At 67.0% G+C, this 19,058-nt stretch carries 18 protein-coding genes; 13 read left to right on the forward strand and 5 right to left on the reverse strand.

The window, feature by feature from the left end; translation table 11 throughout:
- Positions 1 to 11 precede the first annotated feature (11 nt).
- The 3 genes from C1A30_RS34850 to C1A30_RS34860 are packed head-to-tail and all read right to left on the reverse strand — an operon-like array spanning position 12 to position 3,723.
- Positions 12 to 1,847, reverse strand: a complete 1,836-nt coding sequence (locus C1A30_RS34850; RefSeq protein WP_101952704.1) for an ABC transporter ATP-binding protein — start codon at positions 1,845 to 1,847, stop codon at positions 12 to 14.
- Complete coding sequence (locus C1A30_RS34855) at positions 1,844 to 2,749, reverse strand: ABC transporter permease (RefSeq protein WP_101952705.1); 906 nt, start codon at positions 2,747 to 2,749, stop codon at positions 1,844 to 1,846. The genes C1A30_RS34850 and C1A30_RS34855 overlap by 4 nt, the downstream gene beginning before the upstream one ends.
- Positions 2,746 to 3,723 carry an ABC transporter permease gene (locus C1A30_RS34860; RefSeq protein WP_101952706.1) on the reverse strand — a complete coding sequence of 326 codons (978 nt, stop codon included), beginning with the start codon at positions 3,721 to 3,723 and terminating at the stop codon, positions 2,746 to 2,748. The genes C1A30_RS34855 and C1A30_RS34860 overlap by 4 nt, the downstream gene beginning before the upstream one ends.
- 223 nt (positions 3,724 to 3,946) lie before the next feature.
- On the opposite strand from C1A30_RS34860, the gene C1A30_RS34865 reads away from it, so the two are divergent.
- Positions 3,947 to 4,213, forward strand: a complete 267-nt coding sequence (locus C1A30_RS34865; protein ID WP_142392709.1) for a hypothetical protein — start codon at positions 3,947 to 3,949, stop codon at positions 4,211 to 4,213.
- 20 nt (positions 4,214 to 4,233) lie between these two features.
- Positions 4,234 to 4,476, forward strand: a complete 243-nt coding sequence (locus tag C1A30_RS34870; RefSeq protein WP_101952708.1) for a hypothetical protein — start codon at positions 4,234 to 4,236, stop codon at positions 4,474 to 4,476.
- A 6-nt stretch (positions 4,477 to 4,482) separates the two neighbouring features.
- Here C1A30_RS34870 and C1A30_RS34875 read toward each other — a convergent pair whose 3' ends face one another.
- Positions 4,483 to 5,019, reverse strand: a complete 537-nt coding sequence (locus tag C1A30_RS34875) for a hypothetical protein (protein WP_235010338.1) — start codon at positions 5,017 to 5,019, stop codon at positions 4,483 to 4,485.
- Between the two features lie 186 nt (positions 5,020 to 5,205).
- Between C1A30_RS34875 and C1A30_RS34880 the strand changes: the two genes are divergently transcribed.
- From C1A30_RS34880 to C1A30_RS34910, 7 genes are all read left to right on the forward strand, one after another.
- Complete coding sequence (locus C1A30_RS34880; RefSeq protein ID WP_101953114.1) at positions 5,206 to 5,910, forward strand: response regulator transcription factor; 705 nt, start codon at positions 5,206 to 5,208, stop codon at positions 5,908 to 5,910.
- Entirely contained in the window at positions 5,888 to 7,468 is a 1,581-nt protein-coding gene (locus tag C1A30_RS34885; protein ID WP_101952709.1) for a cell wall metabolism sensor histidine kinase WalK, read from the forward strand. The genes C1A30_RS34880 and C1A30_RS34885 overlap by 23 nt, the downstream gene beginning before the upstream one ends.
- Before the next feature lie 22 nt (positions 7,469 to 7,490).
- Positions 7,491 to 9,371: a glycosyltransferase family 39 protein gene (locus C1A30_RS34890; RefSeq protein WP_369974203.1), complete on the forward strand. Its 1,881-nt coding sequence runs from the start codon at positions 7,491 to 7,493 to the stop codon at positions 9,369 to 9,371.
- 47 nt (positions 9,372 to 9,418) lie between these two features.
- The gene (locus C1A30_RS34895; RefSeq protein WP_200828510.1) at positions 9,419 to 10,693 is read left to right on the forward strand and encodes a bifunctional glycosyltransferase family 2/GtrA family protein; all 1,275 of its coding nucleotides are present in this window, start codon (positions 9,419 to 9,421) and stop codon (positions 10,691 to 10,693) included.
- 28 nt (positions 10,694 to 10,721) lie between these two features.
- Positions 10,722 to 12,605, forward strand: a complete 1,884-nt coding sequence (locus tag C1A30_RS34900) for a glycosyltransferase family 39 protein (protein WP_101952710.1) — start codon at positions 10,722 to 10,724, stop codon at positions 12,603 to 12,605.
- A 29-nt stretch (positions 12,606 to 12,634) separates the two neighbouring features.
- Entirely contained in the window at positions 12,635 to 12,925 is a 291-nt protein-coding gene (locus C1A30_RS34905) for a hypothetical protein (protein WP_101953117.1), read from the forward strand.
- Between the two features lie 133 nt (positions 12,926 to 13,058).
- The gene (locus tag C1A30_RS34910; RefSeq protein ID WP_101952711.1) at positions 13,059 to 13,550 is read left to right on the forward strand and encodes a carbonic anhydrase; all 492 of its coding nucleotides are present in this window, start codon (positions 13,059 to 13,061) and stop codon (positions 13,548 to 13,550) included.
- On the opposite strand, the gene C1A30_RS34915 is transcribed toward C1A30_RS34910, so the two are convergent.
- Positions 13,547 to 13,972, reverse strand: a complete 426-nt coding sequence (locus tag C1A30_RS34915) for a PaaI family thioesterase (RefSeq protein ID WP_101952712.1) — start codon at positions 13,970 to 13,972, stop codon at positions 13,547 to 13,549. The two genes, C1A30_RS34910 and C1A30_RS34915, sit on opposite strands and share 4 nt — an antisense overlap.
- 60 nt (positions 13,973 to 14,032) lie before the next feature.
- Between C1A30_RS34915 and C1A30_RS34920 the strand changes: the two genes are divergently transcribed.
- The 4 genes from C1A30_RS34920 to C1A30_RS34935 all read left to right on the forward strand — a co-directional run bounded on the left by C1A30_RS34920 (position 14,033) and on the right by C1A30_RS34935 (position 19,054).
- Entirely contained in the window at positions 14,033 to 14,848 is an 816-nt protein-coding gene (locus C1A30_RS34920; protein WP_235010339.1) for a transporter substrate-binding domain-containing protein, read from the forward strand.
- Between the two features lie 78 nt (positions 14,849 to 14,926).
- Positions 14,927 to 17,695, forward strand: a complete 2,769-nt coding sequence (locus tag C1A30_RS34925) for an AAA family ATPase (RefSeq protein ID WP_101952713.1) — start codon at positions 14,927 to 14,929, stop codon at positions 17,693 to 17,695.
- A 103-nt stretch (positions 17,696 to 17,798) separates the two neighbouring features.
- The gene (locus C1A30_RS34930) at positions 17,799 to 18,608 is read left to right on the forward strand and encodes an SDR family NAD(P)-dependent oxidoreductase (RefSeq protein ID WP_101952714.1); all 810 of its coding nucleotides are present in this window, start codon (positions 17,799 to 17,801) and stop codon (positions 18,606 to 18,608) included.
- Entirely contained in the window at positions 18,605 to 19,054 is a 450-nt protein-coding gene (locus C1A30_RS34935; RefSeq protein ID WP_101952715.1) for a DNA starvation/stationary phase protection protein, read from the forward strand. The genes C1A30_RS34930 and C1A30_RS34935 overlap by 4 nt, the downstream gene beginning before the upstream one ends.
- The last annotated feature ends 4 nt before the right edge of the window (positions 19,055 to 19,058 follow it).

Raw genomic sequence — 19,058 nt, forward strand, 5'->3', positions numbered from 1 at the left:
GGCGAGGAAGGTTACCTGCGATTCGGGTCTGGTTGAGGAACTGCGGCAAGGAGGCGGCGGGTGTACTCCTGCTGCGGATTGGCAAACACCGCATCACCGTCGCCCTGTTCGACCACCTTTCCCTTGTACATCACCGCCACCCGGTGGGCCAGGTGCTTGACCACCGACAGGTCGTGCGACACGAACAGATACGAAAGGCCGAACCGGTCCTGCAGGTCGAGCAGCAGGTTGATGATGCCCGCCTGGATCGAAACGTCCAGCGCGGATACGGGTTCGTCGAGCGCGAGGATTTTCGGTTGCAACGCCAGCGCCCGCGCGATGCCGATGCGCTGCTTCTGCCCGCCGGAGAATTCAGCGGGGTACCTGCTGGCGTCCTCGCGGCGCAACCCCACGATGTCGAGCAGTTCGGTCACCCGCTCATCGGTGCGGCTCTTGTTGAAACCGTTGGCCTGCAACGGTTCTGCCAGCACGTCGAACACCGGAAGCCGTGGGTCCAACGATGCGACCGGATCCTGGAACACCACCTGCAGGTCGCCGCGCAGCGCCCGCCTGGCGTGCCGGTCGAGCGCCGCGACGTCGCGGCCGAGTACCTCGATGGACCCGCCCTGCGGTGTGGACAGCTCCAGGATCTGGTGCAGCGTCGTCGACTTGCCCGACCCGGATTCCCCGACGATGCCCAACGTGCGGCCCTGCTGTAGTTCGAAGCTGACGCCGTCCACCGCGCGCACCTCGCCGACCTGCCTGCGCAGCACCACGCCCTTCGTCAGCTTGTAGGTCTTCACCAGGTCGTCGACACGCAACACCACCGGCGCAGCGGCGTCGACCACCGTGTCGCGCGGCTCGGTCGACACGCCGTAGATGTCCGCGGCGGTCCGTCCCGCCACGTGTTCGGTGCGGATACACGCGGCCCGATGCCCGGCCGCGATCTGGAGCAACGCCGGTTCGGCGGCGCGGCACTGTTCGATGGCCAACGGGCAGCGCGGCGCGAACGGACAACCCGGTGGCAGCGCCGCCATCGACGGCGGCGCACCGGGTATGGGCACCAGCCGCGCCCCCTGCGGCGCGTCCAGCCGCGGCACCGACCCGAGAAGCCCAGCGGTGTAAGGCATCCGGCGGTCGCGGTACAGGACGTCGACGGGCGCTGTCTCGACGGCCCGCCCGGCGTACATCACCAGCGCGCGGTCGGCGAACTCCGCGACCACCCCCAGATCGTGGGTGATGATCAGCACGGCGGCGCCGGTGACGTCGCGCGCGGTGCGCAGCACGTCGAGGATCTGCGCCTGCACCGTGACGTCGAGGGCCGTGGTCGGCTCGTCGCAGATCAACAGATCGGGGTCGTTGGCGATCGCAATCGCGATCACCACCCGCTGCCGTTCGCCGCCGGACAGCTCGTGTGGAAAAGCCGCGGCCCGCCGTTCGGGCTGGCCGATGCCAACGAGTTCGAGCAGTTCGACGGCCCGGGTTGTGGCTTCCCGCTTGCCGATATCCGGACGGTGTACGCGCAGCGCCTCGGCGATCTGGTCGCCGACGGTGTAGACAGGCGTCAGCGCCGACATCGGGTCCTGGAAGACCGTGCCGATGCGCCTGCCGCGGATCTTCGACATCTGGGTATCGGACAGGCCGAGCAGCTCATCACCATGCAGCCGAATCGAGCCGGACACCTCGGCGTACTCGGGCAGCAGCCCGATGATCGACATGGCCGTTGCGGACTTGCCGGACCCGGATTCGCCGACGAGCGCCACGACCTCACCCTCGGCCACGTCGAAGTTCATGCCGCGCACCGCATTCACCCGCTCGGCGTCGGTCGGGAAGGTGACATGCAGATCGGATACCGTCAGCAGGCTCACGAGCGGCGCCTCCGCAACGTACGCGCGCTCGGGTCCAGCGCGTCGCGTAACGCATCACCGACAAGGTTGGCGCACAAGATGATCAGCACCAGAACGCCCGCGGGGAACAGGAACACCCATGGGAAGGTCGTCACCGATTTGGTGCCGTCGGCGATCAGCGTTCCCAGCGAGACGTCGGGCGGCTGGATACCGAAACCCAGGAAGCTCAGCCCAGTTTCGGCGAGCACCGCCACCCCGACGTTCAGCGCCGTGTCGATGATGATGATCGATGCGACGTTCGGCAGGATGTGGCGCACGATGATCCGCCAGTTGGGCACGCCCATATACCGTGCGGCGGAGACGAATTCACGTTCACGCATGCTCAGTGTCATGCCCCGCACTATTCGTGAGCTGATCATCCAACTGAACGCGGACAGCAGGATGATCAGCCACACCACGTCGCCCTTGGTTCGTTGCACGACGATGGTGATCAGCAGGAAGCTCGGCACCACCAGCATGAGGTCGACGATCCACATCAGCGTGCGGTCCCGCCATTTGCCGAAATAGCCTGCGACGGTTCCCACCGTCGCCGCGATGATGGTCGAGATGAATGCCACGAAGACACCTATGAGCATCGACTTCTGCATGCCGCGCAGGGTTTGGGCGAGTAGGTCCTGGCCCAGCGCGTTGGTGCCGAACCAGTGCTCGGTGCTCGGTGGCTGCTGCAGGGCGTAGAAATCGAGATCGGTGTAGCTGTACGGCAACAGCGGCGGCAACGCGTAGCACGCGACGAACAGCACCACCAGCAGTGCCAGCGAGACGACGCCCGGCTTGTTGCGCAGGAACCGGCGCCGTACCAACGCGCTTCGCGAGGCGAACTGTTTGACGTCGACACCCGACTTGGCGGTGATCGGTTCGCTCATCGCACCCGCACCCGTGGATCGAGAGCCGCGTAGATGACGTCGGACAACAACCCCGCCAACAGGATCGTCACGCCCGAAAAGAGCGTGATCGCAACGACGATGTTGGTGTCCTGGGTCGCGATGCCCTGCACGAACCACTCGCCCATGCCGTGCCAGCCGAAGATCTTCTCGGTGAACACCGCTCCGGTGAACAGGCCCGCGACGCTGTAGGCGAACAAGGTGGCCATCGGAATCAACGCGGTGCGCAGTCCGTGTTTGAACAACGCACGTCGTCGGGTCAGTCCCTTGGCGCGCGCGGTGCGGATGAAGTCTTGGCCCAGCACGTCGAGCATCGCATTGCGTTGATAGCGGCTGTAACCCGCGATCGCGCCGAGCGCCAACGTGAACGTCGGCAGCACAAGGTGTTGCACCCGATCGACGAATTGGTTCCAGGCGCCGCCGACCGCATCCGGTGACGTCTCGCCGGTGTACTCGAACAACTGCACACCGAGCACCGAGTTCACGCGCAACGCGGCCAGGATCAACAGGTTGGCGACCACGAACACCGGCGTGCTGATCACCAACAGCGACAACACCGTGATGACACGATCGGACAGCCGGTACTGCCGGATCGCCCCCCACGCGCCCACCACGACACCGATGATCGTGCCCGCCACCGAACCGATTACCAACAGCCGGAGGCTGACGCCGATGCGGCGCCAGAGTTCGTCTGACACGGGCTGTCCACCGATGGTGGTGCCGAAGTCGCCGTGCATCACGCCGGACACCCAATGGCCGTAGCGGAGCGGAATCGGTTTGTCGAGGCCGAGCTCGGCGGCCTTGGCGTCGATCACGGCTTGCGGCGGTCGCGGATTGCGCTGCAGCAGGTTGTCCAGCGGACGAAACGTCAGCGAGGCCAACGAGAAGGTCAGAAACGAGGCCACCGCCAACAGCACGACGTAGTTCAGCAATCGCCGGGCGAGGAAACGCGTCATCGGCTGCGTCCCCTCGCTACGTGCATGACGCACAGGGTAAGAGATGGACCTCCCGGCAGCCCGTTGTTGCAGTTTGGACGCGCCTAGCCGATTCGCACTGCTGTTGAGGGGTCCTTTCAGTTTCAAGGAGTTGCCGCCAGGCGCGAACGTTTCGCCTCCGCCGCCTTCGGTTACCCGAACAGTGCAGGACTGTGCGAGCCGAGACCAAAGGGAGTGGTCAGAGGTGAATTCGAGACAGTTGAAGGTCGTGTCGGCCACCGCCGGAGTCGCTGGTGTGGTGGCGATGGGCGCGTTGACGGTCACGATGAGCGACGTCAGCGTCGCAGAGCCGCCGGAGCCGGCACCGCCCGGTCCGGTGACCACGTCGGAGGCCACCACAGGGGAGACCATCACCGAGACCGTGGCGCCCGAGGCGCCGGAGACACCCGCGGGCGTGCCGCCGATCACCACGACGCCGTCGGAGAACCCGCCGACGGCCGAGCAGCACTAGCCAACCAGGAGATATGGGCCATGAATTCGAAGCAAGTGAAGGCCGCTGCGGCAGGCATCGGTGCCGGTGCCGCCATCGCGATGGCCGGACTGGGACTCACGTTCGCCGGCGGTGCGGGCGGCGCGGGCATTCTGAGCGATGGCCCCGAAATCACGCTTGGCGAGACGACGACGTCGACAACCGCGCCGAGCGAACCGGAGACCACGTTTGTCACACCGCCTGTCACGGCTGAGCGGCCCGACGGCTTCGAGCCCGGCGGCTGATAGCTACTAACTGTGGTGCGTCGGCCCGCCGACGACTCCCTGCGGATTGCCGATGTTGGTCACCGTCAGGGTGCCGCCGTCGCGGGTCGCCCGGATCACGACCTGGTCGTTGACGGCGAATGGCGCGCCCGCATTGCCGGCGGTGCTGGGAATGACATAGGTCTGGCTGTAGCCGTCCTCGCTTCGGACCGAGATTGAGGTCGGCGAGATCGCAGTCACCGTGCCGGTCTGCGTGACGACCGTGACGTAGGACCCCGGACCGGCGGGTTCGACGAACTCGCCGTGCAACGACTGCGGTTCCATCTCGTGCGGACCCCCGATCGAGCTGTGCTGGCCGGGTGGGCCGCCCGGCCCGAATGCCTGGTGAGGGGGGCCGAAGGAGTGCGGACTGCCCGCCGTGGCGGCGTAGATCGCGGCACCGCCGAGGGCTGCGATCACCGCCGCGACAGCGACTGCTGCCGCGCTCTCGCGCCAACCCCAACCGCGGGTGGTTTGCGGAGCACCCCAAACGGGCGTGTCCGGGGCGATCTGGTCGATGCTCATGCGACCACGGTGCAGCCGTTTGGTGTGAATTCGCTGTGTGTTGTCTCAGCGTCGGATATGTCTGTGCGTCTTCACAGCTGACACATAGATAGGGCACAGTCGTGACATATGGCCGGCACCAATAATGGGCGCGTGTCCAGTTCGAGCGCTTTCACGGTCAACGACAACGATCCCGGACGCATTGTGATGCGACGTGCGGACGGTAAGCCCATCCACGTGTTGGTTGTCGACGACGAGCCCGTGCTGGCCGAACTGGTCTCGATGGCGTTGCGTTACGAGGGCTGGGAGATCGCCACTGCGGGTGACGGCGCATCGGCCATCGCCGCCGCCAAAGAAACCCCGCCCGACGTGGTGGTGCTCGATGTGATGCTGCCGGATATGAGCGGCCTGGACGTCCTGCACAAGCTGCGCGAACAGATCCCTGGCCTGCCGCTGCTGCTGCTGACCGCCAAGGACTCCGTGGAGGACCGCATCGCGGGTCTGACCGCCGGCGGCGACGACTACGTGACCAAACCCTTCAGCCTCGAAGAAGTGGTGCTGCGACTGCGTGCGTTGTTGCGACGCACCGGGGTGACCAGTGAAACGGGCGGCGCCAAGATCATCGTCGGCGATCTGGTGCTCGACGAGGACAGCCATGAGGTCACCCGCGGCGGTGACGTCATCTCCCTGACCGCGACGGAATTCGAACTGCTTCGGTTCATGATGCGCAACTCCAAACGCGTGCTGAGCAAGGCGCAGATCCTGGACCGGGTGTGGAGCTATGACTTCGGCGGGCGGTCCAACATCGTCGAGCTGTACGTGTCCTACTTGCGCAAGAAGATCGACAGCGGGCGCGAGCCGATGATCCACACCTTGCGCGGCGCGGGATATGTCCTCAAGCCCCCGCGCTGACGCGCTTCGCGGCCGCTTCCGCGCGCCGCGGAGTTGGTCGCTGCGGGCCCGGCTGCTGGCTACCCAGATCGTTCTGCTCGCCCTGGTGTGCGCCGCGGTCGGCGTGGGCACCGAGCTTGCGCTGCAACGCTTTCTGATCAATCAGCTCGACGACCGGCTTGGCGAAACCGGTCACCGCTCCGTCGGACTGTTCGAATTCGGCCCTCCGCCAACGCGACCCGACATGGGGCCGATGCCCGACTTCCGGCGGCGCGTCATCATCCGCAACGACTTCGGCCCTGGCCCCGCGTTCCTCAACGCGCCAGGACAAGCCGCGCGAACGGTGGGAGCCGTCGTTCACCGCGGTGCGCCGGTCGACGCGGGCATCATCACCGCCGACGGTTCTCAGAACGCAATCAGCGCGACGGCAGCACAACAACTCGCAGGCGTCACCCCGAACGAGAAGCCGATCACGGTGGACCTCGACGGGCTGGGTCGCTACCGCGTCATCGCGATGCATGCACGGGGCCCCGGCGTGACGATCGTGACCGGCCTGCCCACGTCCGACGTCGACGACACGCTGCTCTCGGTGCTCGTCATCTTCGCCATCGTGGCGGCGGTCGCATTGATCGGCGCCACCACTGCAGGCATCGTCATCATCCGGCGCCAACTCGCCCCGCTGTCAAGGGCTTCCGAAGCCGCCCGCCAGGTGGCCGACCTGGAACTGGACCGCGGCGAGGTGCGGTTGCCGACGCCGATCGTCAAGGTCGACCCGGCCCGCGCCGACACCGAGATCGGCCAACTCGGCTCAGCGCTGAACCGGATGCTCGACCGCATCGCCGGGGCGCTGTCAGCCCGGCATGCCAGCGAGACCCGGGTCCGGCAGTTCGTCGCCGACGCCAGCCACGAGCTGCGCACACCGCTCGCGGCCATCCGCGGCTATACCGAACTGGCGCAACGCAAACGAGACCAGCTACCCGACGACGTCGCGCACGCGATGAGCCGCGTCGAATCGGAAACCGAGCGGATGACGCAACTCGTCGAGGACATGCTGCTGTTGGCTCGACTGGACACCGGGCGGCCGTTGGAGCGGGAACAGGTCGACTTGTCGCGTCTGGTCGTCGACGCGGTCAGCGACGCCCACATCGCCGGACCCGACCATCAGTGGTCGCTGGATCTGCCCGACGAACCCGTCGTCGTCAGCGGTGACGAGGCGCGGCTACACCAGGTGCTGGCGAACCTGCTGGCCAACGCCAGAACCCATACTCCGCCCGGCACGTCGGTGACCACGTCGCTGGCCGTCGACGACACCGGTGCCGCCGTGCTGACCGTCAGCGACGACGGCCCAGGGATACCGGCATGGTTGCAGCCCGAGGTGTTCGAGCGGTTCGCCCGCGGCGACTCGTCGCGTTCGCGGCGCGGCGGCAGCACCGGATTGGGTCTTGCCATCGTCGCCGCCGTCGTCCGTGCCCACGGCGGCACCATCGGGGTGCACAGCGTGCCGGGCAAGACCGAGTTCGTGGTGACGTTTCCTGGCAATTCACAGTTCAGTCACAGCCTAGCCAAAACCGGCGCCTAGCGGACTCACGGAAACTCTTGGGGTGACGACCCTGGTTCTCCCCGGCGAGCTGGGCCCCGGCGAGCAGACAGAAAGTGCCCCGACACGCCGCAGTTTTCGGACACTTTGCGTCTGGTCGCGCGTGCGACTGGCCGTGCTGCTCGCGGCGACGGGCGTGCTCTACCTGTGGAACCTCTCGGCGAGCGGATGGGCCAACGCGTTCTACTCGGCGGCCGCGCAGGCCGGCGCCAGCGACTGGACAGCCATGCTGTTCGGCTCAAGCGACGCCGCCAACGCGATCACCGTCGACAAAACCCCCGCGGCGCTGTGGATCATGGACATTTCAGTGCGGGTGTTCGGACTCAACCCGTGGAGCATCCTGGTGCCTCAGGCGCTCGAAGGTGTTGCCGCGGTGGCGGTGTTGTACGCCGCGGTGCGGCGCATCAACGGCGAAGCCGCGGCGCTGTTGGCGGGCGCGGTGTTCGCGCTGACACCGGTCGCCGCGTTGATCTTTCGCTTCAACAACCCCGACGCGCTGCTGGTGCTGCTGCTGGTCGGCGCCGCCTACTGCGTGCTGAGGGCGTGTGAGAAAGACGGCAGCCGCTGGTGGTTGATCGCGGCGGGCGCACTCGTCGGGTTCGGGTTCCTCGCCAAGATGCTGCAGGCCTTCCTGGTGCTGCCGGGCTTCGCGGCCGCCTACCTGGTGGCGGGTGCCCCGCCGATGCGACGGCGAATCGCCGATCTACTGGCCGCCGCCGCGGCCGTCGTCGTGTCCGGCGGCTGGTATTTGTTGCTCGTCGAACTGTGGCCCGCGTCGTCGCGGCCCTACATCGGCGGCTCCCAACACGACAGCATCGTCGAATTGGCATTGGGCTACAACGGTTTCGGCCGGTTGACCGGCGACGAACCCGGCGGCCTCGGCAACATGAACTTCGACGTCGGCTGGGGCAGGCTGTTCGGCAACCAGATGGGGCCGACGATCGCATGGCTGCTGCCCGCCGCGGTGATCTGCCTCGCCGCCGGCGTGCTGATCACACGGCGCGCACCCCGGACCGACCCGACACGCGCGGCGCTGATCCTGTGGGGCGGTTGGCTGGTGGTCACCGCGGTGACGTTCAGCTTCGCCAACGGTATCCTGCATCCCTATTACACGGTGGCGCTCGCGCCTGCTGTCGCAGCACTGATCGGTATCGGCGCAAACTTGTTGTGGCGCAACCGCACTGACATCCGCGCCGCGACGGCACTGTCCGGCACGGTGCTGGTGACCACCATTCTCGCGGCTGTGTTGTTGTCCAGGAACGCCGATTGGATGCCGTGGCTGCGGGCCGTGGTCGCGGCCGGGGGAGTGGGCGCGGCGGTGCTGCTGCTGGTCGCCGGTCGCCTGGTCAGGCCCGCCGCAACGGCGGTGGCCGCGCTGGCCATCGCGGCGTGTCTGGCCGCACCCGCGGCGTATTCCGTCGCCACGGCGGCCGCGCCGCACAGCGGTGCGATCCCGTCGGTCGGCCCTGCGCGGCACGGCTTCGGCGGCTGGACCGGACCCGGGGGTCTATTGGACTCGCCGACGCCGGGGCCCGCGTTGGCAGCCACACTGTCCGCGGACGCAGGCAAGTACACGTGGGCGGCGGCCACCGTCGGCTCCAACAACGCGGCGGGATACCAATTGGCAAGCGGCGCACCGGTGATGGCGATCGGCGGGTTCAACGGCACCGATCCGTCGCCGACTCTGGAAGAGTTCCAACGCTACGTCGCGGCGGGCCGGATCCACTACTTCGTCCGCGGCAAGATGACGATCGGGCACTGGGGCCTCTCGACGGGTCGCAATGCGTCCTCCGACATCGCCGAGTGGGTGGAAACCCACTATTCGCCGCAGACCGTCGACGACGTGCTGATCTACGACCTCACCCAGCCGCCGCGCGATTCATAGCTTGCACATAGCTTCGGCCAACGGAGCACACACGCTGCTGGCCAAACATGGACGTCATGACAGACATCGCCCTTGACCCCGACACCGGCCTGGCCCACCGCATCCACTTCGCACCGCGGCCGAACGCCGCCATCGCGGCTCGCGCCGCGGGCGTGCCGGTGCTCGACGTCGTGGTGCCGGTGTACAACGAACAAGCCGCGCTCGCCGACTCGATCCACCGGCTGCACCGCTACCTGCGGGAAAACTTCCCGTTCGAGGTGCGCATCACGATCGCCGACAACGCCAGCATTGACGCCACCGCGCGCATCGCCGCCGAACTCGCGGCCGAGCTGACCGACGTGCGCGTGGTTCGGCTCGAGCAGAAGGGTCGGGGACGCGCACTGCGCGCGGTGTGGTCGACGTCGGACGCGCCGGTGCTGGCCTACATGGACGTCGACCTGTCCACCGACCTCGCCGCACTCGCCCCGCTCGTCGCGCCGCTGATCTCCGGCCACTCGGACTTGGCCATCGGGACCAGGCTGGGCCGCGGCGCCCGCGTGGTGCGCGGACCGAAGCGCGAGATCATCTCCCGCTGCTACAACCTGATCCTGAAGTCGACGCTGGCCGCGGGGTTCTCGGATGCACAGTGCGGTTTCAAGGCGATCCGCGCAGATGTCGCCGAGCGCCTGCTGCCGCACGTCGCAGACACCGGCTGGTTCTTCGACACCGAGCTGCTGGTGCTCGCCGAGCGCAGCGGTCTGCGGATCCACGAGGTCCCCGTCGACTGGGTGGATGACCCCGACAGCCGTGTCGACATTGTCGCGACCGCGACTGCGGACCTCAAAGGCATCGGCCGGATGCTGCGTGGCTTTGCCGACGGTTCGATCCCGGTGAACACCATTGCCGCGCAACTCGGTTCGTCACGAAAGGCCGCCGCGCCCGGATCTCTGCTGCGCCAGGTGGTCCGATTCGGAGCCGTCGGCGTCGCGTCCACCGCGGCGTACGTGGTGTTGTTCATGCTGACCCAAGGCTGGGTCGGCGCGCAGGCGGCGAACCTGATCGCGTTGCTGCTCACCGCGATCGGCAACACGGCCGCCAACCGGCGGTTCACGTTCGGGGTCGGTGGCCGCACCAACGTGACACGCCACCACATCGAGGGGCTCGTCGTGTTCGGCATCGCGCTGGCCATCACCAGTGGTGCGCTTGCCGTGCTGCACGCCGTCGTCGCACAACCACACCACCTCGTCGAACTCGCCGTGCTGGTAGTCGCCAACCTGGCGGCCACCGCTGTGCGCTTCGTGTTGTTGCGGGGCTGGGTGTTTCACCCCCGCCGGACCCGCTGATTTCCACCAACGACAAAAGGAACCTCTGATGACGATCACTGCCGACGCGCCGACGCAGACAGCGGCGGCGCCCGACGTGCCGGCACGACGCGATCCGCGGTGGATCCGTCCCGCACTGCTGGCGCTGCTGGTGGGGACCGCCGCGCTGTACCTGTGGGGACTCGGATCCTCGGGCTGGGCCAACGACTACTACGCCGCAGCGGCGCAGGCCGCCACCCAGGACCTGAAGGCCTGGCTGTTCGGCTCGCTGGACGCGGGCAACGCGATCACCGTCGACAAGCCGCCCGCCGCGCTGTGGGTGATGGGGTTGTTCGGCAGGCTGTTCGGGTTCAGCGCGTTCACGATGCTGCTGCCCGAAGCGCTGATGGGCGTCGGTGCCGTCGCACTGCTGTACGGCGCCGTGCGTCGCACCAGCGGACCCGCCGCCGGTCTGATCGCGGGTGCAGCGCTGGCCGTGACACCGGTTGCGGCGCTGATGTTCCGGTTCAACAACCCGGACGCGCTGCTGGTGCTGCTGCTGGTGGCCGCCGCGTACTGCATGCTGCGGGCCATCGAGACGGCGAGCACACGCTGGATGGTTGCGGTGGGCGTCGTCATCGGGTTCGCATTCCTGACGAAGATGCTGCAGGCGTTTCTGATCGTGCCCGGGCTTGCGTTGGCCTTCGTGGTCGCTGCACCGGTCGGCTTTTGGAAGCGGATCGGCAAGTTGCTGGTCGGCGCCGCAGCGATGGTGGTGTCCGGTGGCTGGTACGTCGCGCTGGTCAGCCTCTGGCCCGCCGACTCGCGCCCGTACATCGGCGGCTCCACCGACAACAGCCTGCTGCAACTGGCATTGGGCTACAACGGGATTCAGCGTATCGCCGGCGGCGAAGGCGGACCAGGGGGTTTTGGCGGACCGCGGGGCGCGAACCTGTTCTTCGGCGGTGAAGCCGGTATCGGCCGACTGTTCGGACCGTCGATGGGCGCCGAGGCGTCGTGGCTGTTGCCCGCTGCGCTGATCGGACTGGCCGCAGGCATCTGGTTCACCCGGCGCACCGCACGCACCGCAAGCGTGCGCGCCGGCCTGCTGTTGTGGGGTGGCTGGCTGCTGGTGACCGGTGCCGTGTTCAGCTTCATGGACGGGATCGTGCACCCGTATTACACGGTGGCGTTGGCGCCCGCGGTGGCCGCGCTGGTGGGTATCTCGACGGTTGAACTCTGGCGGGGAAAGCAGTTCCTGTGGCCGCGTATTGTGTTGGCGGCCATGGCCGCAGCCACCGGCATCTGGGCGTTCATCCTGCTGGACCGCACACCGGATTGGTTCCCCGCGTTGCGCTGGGCCGTGCTGGTCGGCTCGGTGCTCGTCGCGGCCGTCGTGGCCGTGGGTGCACACCGGTTGGGCCGCGCAGTGATCGTGTTAGGCACCGCCGCAGCGCTTTTCGGTCTGGCCGCGCCAACGGCGTTCGCGCTCTACAACGTCACACACACCAGCGGTGGACCCGGCATGATGTCCGGCCCCAGCCGCGTCTCGGCGTTCGGCGGCCACGGCTTCGGCGGACCAGGCGGACCGGGCGGACCCGGCAGGCCCGCCGCTGACAACACCGCACTGGTGAAGTTACTGAAGGGCGTCGACAACCGTTGGGCGGCAGCGGGTATCGGCTCGATGAGCGTGAGCGGCCTCGAGCTGGAGTCGGGCGCGTCGCTGATGGCGATTGGCGGGTTCAGCGGTGGGGACAACTCACCGACACTGGCCCAGTTCCAGTCGTATGTCGCCGACCATCAGGTGCGCTATTTCATCGCCAGCGACCACCGTGGCCCGATGCACGGGAAATCCGGTCCCGCACAGCAGATCAGCGAGTGGGTCAGCCAGCACTTCACCGCAATGAATGTGGGCGGCACCACCGTCTACGACCTGAACCAACAACCCCATTGAGACGTCACTAGACACGGAAAGGAATGCACATGTTGATCAAGCGACTGATCGCAGGGACCGTCATCGCGGGCAGCCTCGCAGCAGGGGCGCTCGGGCTGGGCGCCGGTTTGGCGAACGCAGAACCGTGGCACGGCCCGGGCCCAGGCTGGGTGCGCCCGGGCCGGCCGGACATCCGGTGGGAAGACCGGGCCGCCTACGACCGCGCCGTCATCGACCACCGGCCCTTCCTGTACGGCGGCCAGTGGGTGAACCCGGTGTTCGACCCCGGCTACCGGGCATGGGGCTTCTGGCTCGGGCCGGTCTGGATTCCGTTGCTCTGACCCCCGCCCCCCGATCAGACGGCCGCCCTGTTGCCCCCGGCAGGGCGGCCGTCGTATCGATTCGCGGTGATTTTCACCGTTGCATCGGGTGGCGCCGTTGCTAGGGTCGCCTCGAGGCGAACAAGGAGACCCAATGTCTGTGACCGACGAGTACCTCAAGAACAACGAGGCGTACGCGAGCACCTTTTCCGGTCCGCTGCCGCTGCCGCCCAGCAAGCACGTCGCCGTGGTGGCATGCATGGATGCCCGCCTCGACGTCTACCGGATCCTCGGCCTCGGCGACGGCGAGGCGCACGTCATCCGCAACGCCGGCGGCGTCGTCACCGACGACGAGATCCGCTCGCTGGCGATCAGTCAGCGGCTGCTCGGCACAAAAGAGATCATCCTGATTCACCACACCGATTGCGGCATGCTGACGTTCACCGACGACGGGTTCAAACAGCAGATCCAGGACGAAATCGGCATCAAACCGGAATGGGCCGCCGAGAGCTTCATCGACATCGCAGAAGACGTTCGTCAGTCGCTGCGCCGTATCGAGGCCAGCCCGTTCGTCACCAAGCACGAATCGTTGCGCGGCTTCATCTTCGACGTCGCGACCGGCCGCCTCGACGAAGTCACGCTCTAACCGATCTTGTAGGTGGCGATCGCCTTTGCGACCGCCTCACCCTCGGATGTGACGACGTCGACGTCGCAGTTGACCAACGTCCTGCCGCGCCGCAGTACGCGGCCGATCGCGATCAAGTCGGTTGCCCGGGCAGGCGCCAAGTACTGCACCGACATCGACGTGGTCACGCCGCGCAGCGAGTCCGGCACCTCCGCACCCGCCCACGCGGCGGCCATCACCGCGACATCCGCCAGCGCTGCGATCGCGCCGCCGTGCACCATGTCGGCGATGGTGACGTTGGTCGGATCCCACGGCAACCGCAGGCGCACTTCGTCGGCGTCGAGAACGTCGGCGACGATGCCCAGCTTGGTCACGAACGGCGACGACGGAAGGAACTGCGCGATGACGTCCGCGCCGGTCTGGCGTTGAGTGGGAGTAGACATGAAATCAGTATCTGCATCTGATCAATTACCCCAGACGTAAGCGAACCGAGGAGAGTCTCGATGATGCGCGTGGCTGTATTGGTCGCTGTCGCGGCCGTGACGGTGGCCGGTTGCAGCTCGACGCCGATGCCTGCGGCACCGCCGACGGCGATGCAGACGGCTGGCGGCCTACCGCAGATCATGCAGCGGGGGTCAGTGCGCGTCTGCAGTACCGGCGACTATCGGCCGTTCACTTATCGCGATCCGCAGGGCAATTGGAGTGGACTGGACATCGAGATGGCCCACGACATGGCCGATCGACTGGGTGTTCGACTGGATGTGGAACCGACCACGTGGGCGAATCTGGTCAACGACCTGAACGGCAAATGCGACGCCGCGATGGGCGGGATCAGCATCACGCTGAACCGCGCCAAGCAGGCGCTCTACACCGCCCCCTACCTGCGTGACGGGAAGGCAGCGATCGTGAAGTGTGCCGACGCGTCGACGTACCAGACGTTGGCGGATATCGACCACCCGGATGTGCGCGTGGTGGTCAATCCCGGCGGCACCAACGCCGACTTCGACCAGGAACATCTGCACCAGGCGCAGATCATCACCTATCCGGACAACAACACCATCTTCGACCAACTCACCAGTAACGCCGCGGACGCGATGATCACCGACTCCAGCGAAGTCCGTTGGCAGACAAACCAGAATCCGCAACTGTGCGGCGTCAGCCTGGACCACCCGTTCACGTTCGAGCAGAAGGGCTATCTGGTGCCGCAAACCGGAACGGATCTGCAGCAGTGGATGAACCAATGGCTCAACATCGCGCAGAACGACGGAACCTACGCCCGGCTGAGCCAGAAGTATCTGGGCGACGTGCTCGGGCCGTGACGGCCGGCGTGGCTGGAAACCGGGTGCTCGTGCGTTAGTTCAAGCGTGCCGACGACCGTTTTCGCCGATACTGTGCGAATGCCCCACGACAGCGGGGGGTTGATCGGTCGTCGCTCGGAGCGCGAGGCGCTGAACCAGCTTCTCCACAGCGTCCGCACCGGCGAGAGCCGTGTTGTTGTCGTGCACGGTGAGGCAGGTGTCGGCAAATCCGCGTTGCTCGACTATGTCGGCGGACAAGCCACCGGTTGCCAGCTCATTCGCGTCGGCGGCGTCGAGTCGGAGATGGAACTCGCCTATGCCGCGCTGCAGCAACTGTGCGCACCGATGCTCGATCGACTCGACGGTTTGCCTCCTCCCCAGCGCACCGCGCTGAGCACCGCCTTGGGTCTGGCCGAGGGGCCTGCGCCGGACCGGCTTTTGATCGGGCTGGCCGTGCTGGGCATGTTCTCTGACGCCGCAGAGGAAAAGCCGCTGGTGTGCCTGGTCGACGATCTGCAGTGGCTCGATCAGGCGTCGGCGCACATCCTCGCGTTCGTGGCCCGTCGGCTTGTTGCCGAATCGGTGGGCCTGGTGGTGGCCACCCGAGTCCCGAGCCCCGATATGAGGATGTTGCCGACGCTCGAGGTCAAGGGTCTCAAGGACGCTGACGCGCACGCGTTGCTCGACACGGTGCTGACGGCGCCGCTCGATGAGCAAATCCGCGATCGGTTCATCGCCGAGACGCGCGGTAACCCGCTGGCCCTACTCGAGTTGCCGCGTGGTCTGACTGCGCGCGAGATCGCCGGAGGGTTCGGACTGCCTGCCGCCGTTGCGCTTTCGGCGGCAATGGAAGACACGTTTCGCCGCGGGCTCGAGGCTGTCCCTGAACAGACCCGCCGGCTGTTGCTTCTTGCTGCAGCGGAGCCGCTGGGTGATCCGGCGCTGTTGTGGCGAGCGGCCGCGCTGCTTGGCATCGATGGCGACGCGGCCACCGCCGCGATCGAGGCCGGGTTAGCAGAATTCGGCTCGCGAGTGCGGTTCAGGCATCCGCTGGCCAGGGCGGCCGCATACCGCTCTGCCCCGCTCGCCAGTAGACAACGGGCGCATGCGGCGCTCGCGGCGGTGACCGATCCCCGGCTGGATCCGGATCGGCGTGCGTGGCACCGCGCGCATGCGGCGCCAGGCCCCGACGACGAAGTCGCCGAGGAGTTGGAGCGCTCGGCCGGGCGGGCCCGGGCGCGTGGCGGGCTGGCCGCCGCCGCCGCGTTTCACCAGCGCGCGACGACATTGACCCTCGATCCGGCACTGCGTACCGAACGCGCTCTCGTGGCCGCATCCGCCAATGTCGAAGCCGGGGCTTTCGACTCTGCGCTGGATCTGCTCGCCATCGCGGAGCGTGGCCCGCTCGACGAACTTCAACATGCCCGCGCAGACCTCATCCGGGCTCAACTGGCATTCGCGACGAACCGCGGGGGAGACGCGCCGCGGTTGCTGCTCGCTGCCGCTCGACGTTTCGAACCCATTCAGCCGGGCTTGGCCAGGAAGTCGTACCTGGACGCGATCTCCGCCGCCACGTTCGCGGGCCGTCTGGCAAGCCCCGGCGGCGATGTTCGGCACGTCGCCGCGGCAGCGGCGGCCGCGCCTCGACCCGTAGGCGCAGCCCGATCGCCGGATCTGCTGCTGGACGGGCTTGCCGCCAACTTCGTCGAGGGCTACCCAGCGGCCGTGCCCGATCTCCGCGCCGCGCTGGACGTCTTCGGAGTCGATATGTCGGCAGACGACGAGCTGCGTTGGATGTGGCTGATCAACGAAGCAGCCCTTCACCTTTGGGATGACGAGCAATGGGACTCACTGTCCCGGCGCTACCTCGAACTGGTGCGTGAGGTCGGCGCGTTGAACGAGCTGCCGCTCGCCCTCAGCACGCGCGCCATCCTGCTGATGTTCACCGGTGACCTGCTGACCGCGAGGTCGTTGATCGACGAGCAACACACCGTGACGGAGGCCACCGGGATCGGTCTGGCGCCCTACGCCGCCATGCTGTTGGCCGCGATGCGCGGCCAACAGTCGGAGACGCACACTCTCATCGAGAACACGTCGGCGGAGGGCCCCGCCCGCGGCGAAGGCATCTCGATCGCGGTTGCGGAGTGGACGAGGGCTGTGCTTCACAACGGGCTCGGCCAGTACCGCGAGGCGATGGCCGCCGCCGAACAGGCCCTTTACCACCAGCAATATCCGGAGGTCCGCTATCCCGGCGTGGCGAACTGGGCGGCCGCCGAACTCGTCGAGGCTGCCACCCGGGCGGGTGAGACGCAGAAGGCCGCCGAAACCGCTGGCTGGATTGCAGAGATGACGCGCGCGAGCGGAACTCGTTGGGCGCGCGGCGTCGAGGCTCGATCGAACGCGCTGCTGGCTGAGGGCGAGGCCGCCGAGCGGCTCTACCAGGAGTCCATCGGGCAACTCGCGTCCAGCCGTGTCCACGCCGAACTGGCCCGCACGCATCTGCTCTACGGTGAATGGCTGCGGCGCGAGCGCAGACGCACCGACGCGCGGGCACATCTGCGTGCCGCCTACGACATGCTGACCGCGATGGGCATGCAGGCGTTCGCCGAGCGGGCCAGGCGCGAGCTCGCAGCCACCGGCGCGACCGCACGAAAACGCACCGTCGCGGCCGGCAACGACGAACTCACGCCACAGGAAGCTCAGGTCGCTCGGCTGGCGCGGGATGGGCTGTCGAACCCCGAAATCGGTGCGCGGATGTTCATCAGCGCGCGGACTGCGCAATATCACCTTCGCAAGGTGTTCGCGAAGCTCGACATCAACTCACGCGGCCAGCTACATCAAGTCCTTTCCGACGACGTAGCCCCCTGATTCACGCGCGCTAGCCTGCACGCCTAGCCAGTTGGCGGATGCGAGCGTGGCCCCGTTCACGCGAACCTCGACTCTGTAGTGGGGTAAGGACGGGAGATCCTCGTTGAGCGGCAAAGTGATTGTGGTCGCCGATGCGTCGAGCGGCCTCGGATGGGCGAGCGCCGCAGCATTGGCTCTGGCCGGAAACACGGTTTATGCGTCACTGCGCGACGTCACTGGCCGCAACGCAGCGCGCGTCGAAACAGCTGCCCAATTCGCCAAAGACAACGGCGTCGAGCTACGAACTGTGGAAATGGACGTGCAGTCGACCGCTTCGGTGAACGCGGCTGTCGACAGGATCTTCAACGCCAACGGCCGCATCGATGTCGTGGTGCAAAACACCGCCCGCACGTCATTCGGGCCTGCCGAAGCGTTTACAGCCGACCAGTTGTCGGAAGACTACGACGTCAACGTGGTGAGCACTCAGCGGATGAACAGGGCGGTGCTTCCGCATATGCGGCGACGGCGATGCGGGCTGTTGGTGTGGGTATCCTGCACCACCCCGGCCGGGGGCACTCCGCCTTATCTTGCACCGTATTTCGCGGCCAAGGCGGCGATGGATTCGTTGGCCGTCGGGTACGCGCGCGAACTGACGCGGTGGGGCATCGAAACCTCCATCATCGCAGCGACTGTCACGGGTGACCACATCGCACAGGCGGGTACACCGACCGATCGAGCGGTGGTCCTCGATTACGAGGAAGGACTGTGCGCCGGGGTGGCGGCACAGGTGCGAGGCGTCTTCGCAACCTCGGCGGCTGTGCAAGCGCCGAAGGTCGTCGAGGCTCTTGTCGGCGTCGTCGACGCCCCATTTGGCAAGCGGCCGTTCCATGTTCACATCGACGGTGCCGACGTCGGGTCGGGAGTCCGTTCGTGAACATCTCGTTGGCCACCTTCGACGCTGAGGGCTCGCGGCAGAACCTGCGGATGATCCTGGCCCACTTGTGCGACTTGCATCTCCTCGGTAGCACGGCTTACGGCCATCTCGGCGCGGCAGACGTTCCGCCGACAATGCAGTCACTGCTCGACAGTCTCGTTGAGACGGTGCGCGAGGCCACCGGCACGATTGCCGAACGTCTGCGCATTCTCGACGCTGTGTCGCATGGCCCGGCGCTGACGGCTTCGTGTACACCGTCTGGACAACGCAGCACCGCGGAGTTGTTCGACAGGATCGCCGTGCGCATCGCCACCGTGGTGGCAATCATCGACAACGTCCGCGGCCGCGTCGGCGCTGCTGATCCCGCTACAGGCGACCTGTTACGCGCCATCATTCGTGCGTTCGACGAGCACGCCTCGACATTCAAGTCCCAGCAGCACGCGTGAAGGG

It is taken from the genome of Mycobacterium sp. 3519A (genome assembly GCF_900240945.1).
Classification (GTDB): Bacteria; Actinomycetota; Actinomycetes; order Mycobacteriales; family Mycobacteriaceae; genus Mycobacterium.

Bases quoted from the DNA above. Each gene is read 5' to 3' on its own strand.
- C1A30_RS34855 (WP_101952705.1), bottom strand. From the start codon at position 2,749: ATGAGCGAACCGATCACCGCCAAGTCGGGTGTCGACGTCAAACAGTTC.
- C1A30_RS34860 (WP_101952706.1), bottom strand. From the start codon at position 3,723: ATGACGCGTTTCCTCGCCCGGCGATTGCTGAACTACGTCGTGCTGTTG.
- C1A30_RS34870 (WP_101952708.1), top strand. From the start codon at position 4,234: ATGAATTCGAAGCAAGTGAAGGCCGCTGCGGCAGGCATCGGTGCCGGT.
- C1A30_RS34875 (WP_235010338.1), bottom strand. From the start codon at position 5,019: ATGAGCATCGACCAGATCGCCCCGGACACGCCCGTTTGGGGTGCTCCG.
- C1A30_RS34880 (WP_101953114.1), top strand. From the start codon at position 5,206: ATGCGACGTGCGGACGGTAAGCCCATCCACGTGTTGGTTGTCGACGAC.
- C1A30_RS34885 (WP_101952709.1), top strand. From the start codon at position 5,888: ATGTCCTCAAGCCCCCGCGCTGACGCGCTTCGCGGCCGCTTCCGCGCG.
- C1A30_RS34895 (WP_200828510.1), top strand. From the start codon at position 9,419: ATGGACGTCATGACAGACATCGCCCTTGACCCCGACACCGGCCTGGCC.
- C1A30_RS34900 (WP_101952710.1), top strand. From the start codon at position 10,722: ATGACGATCACTGCCGACGCGCCGACGCAGACAGCGGCGGCGCCCGAC.
- C1A30_RS34905 (WP_101953117.1), top strand. From the start codon at position 12,635: ATGTTGATCAAGCGACTGATCGCAGGGACCGTCATCGCGGGCAGCCTC.
- C1A30_RS34910 (WP_101952711.1), top strand. From the start codon at position 13,059: ATGTCTGTGACCGACGAGTACCTCAAGAACAACGAGGCGTACGCGAGC.
- C1A30_RS34915 (WP_101952712.1), bottom strand. From the start codon at position 13,972: ATGTCTACTCCCACTCAACGCCAGACCGGCGCGGACGTCATCGCGCAG.
- C1A30_RS34920 (WP_235010339.1), top strand. From the start codon at position 14,033: ATGATGCGCGTGGCTGTATTGGTCGCTGTCGCGGCCGTGACGGTGGCC.
- C1A30_RS34925 (WP_101952713.1), top strand. From the start codon at position 14,927: ATGCCCCACGACAGCGGGGGGTTGATCGGTCGTCGCTCGGAGCGCGAG.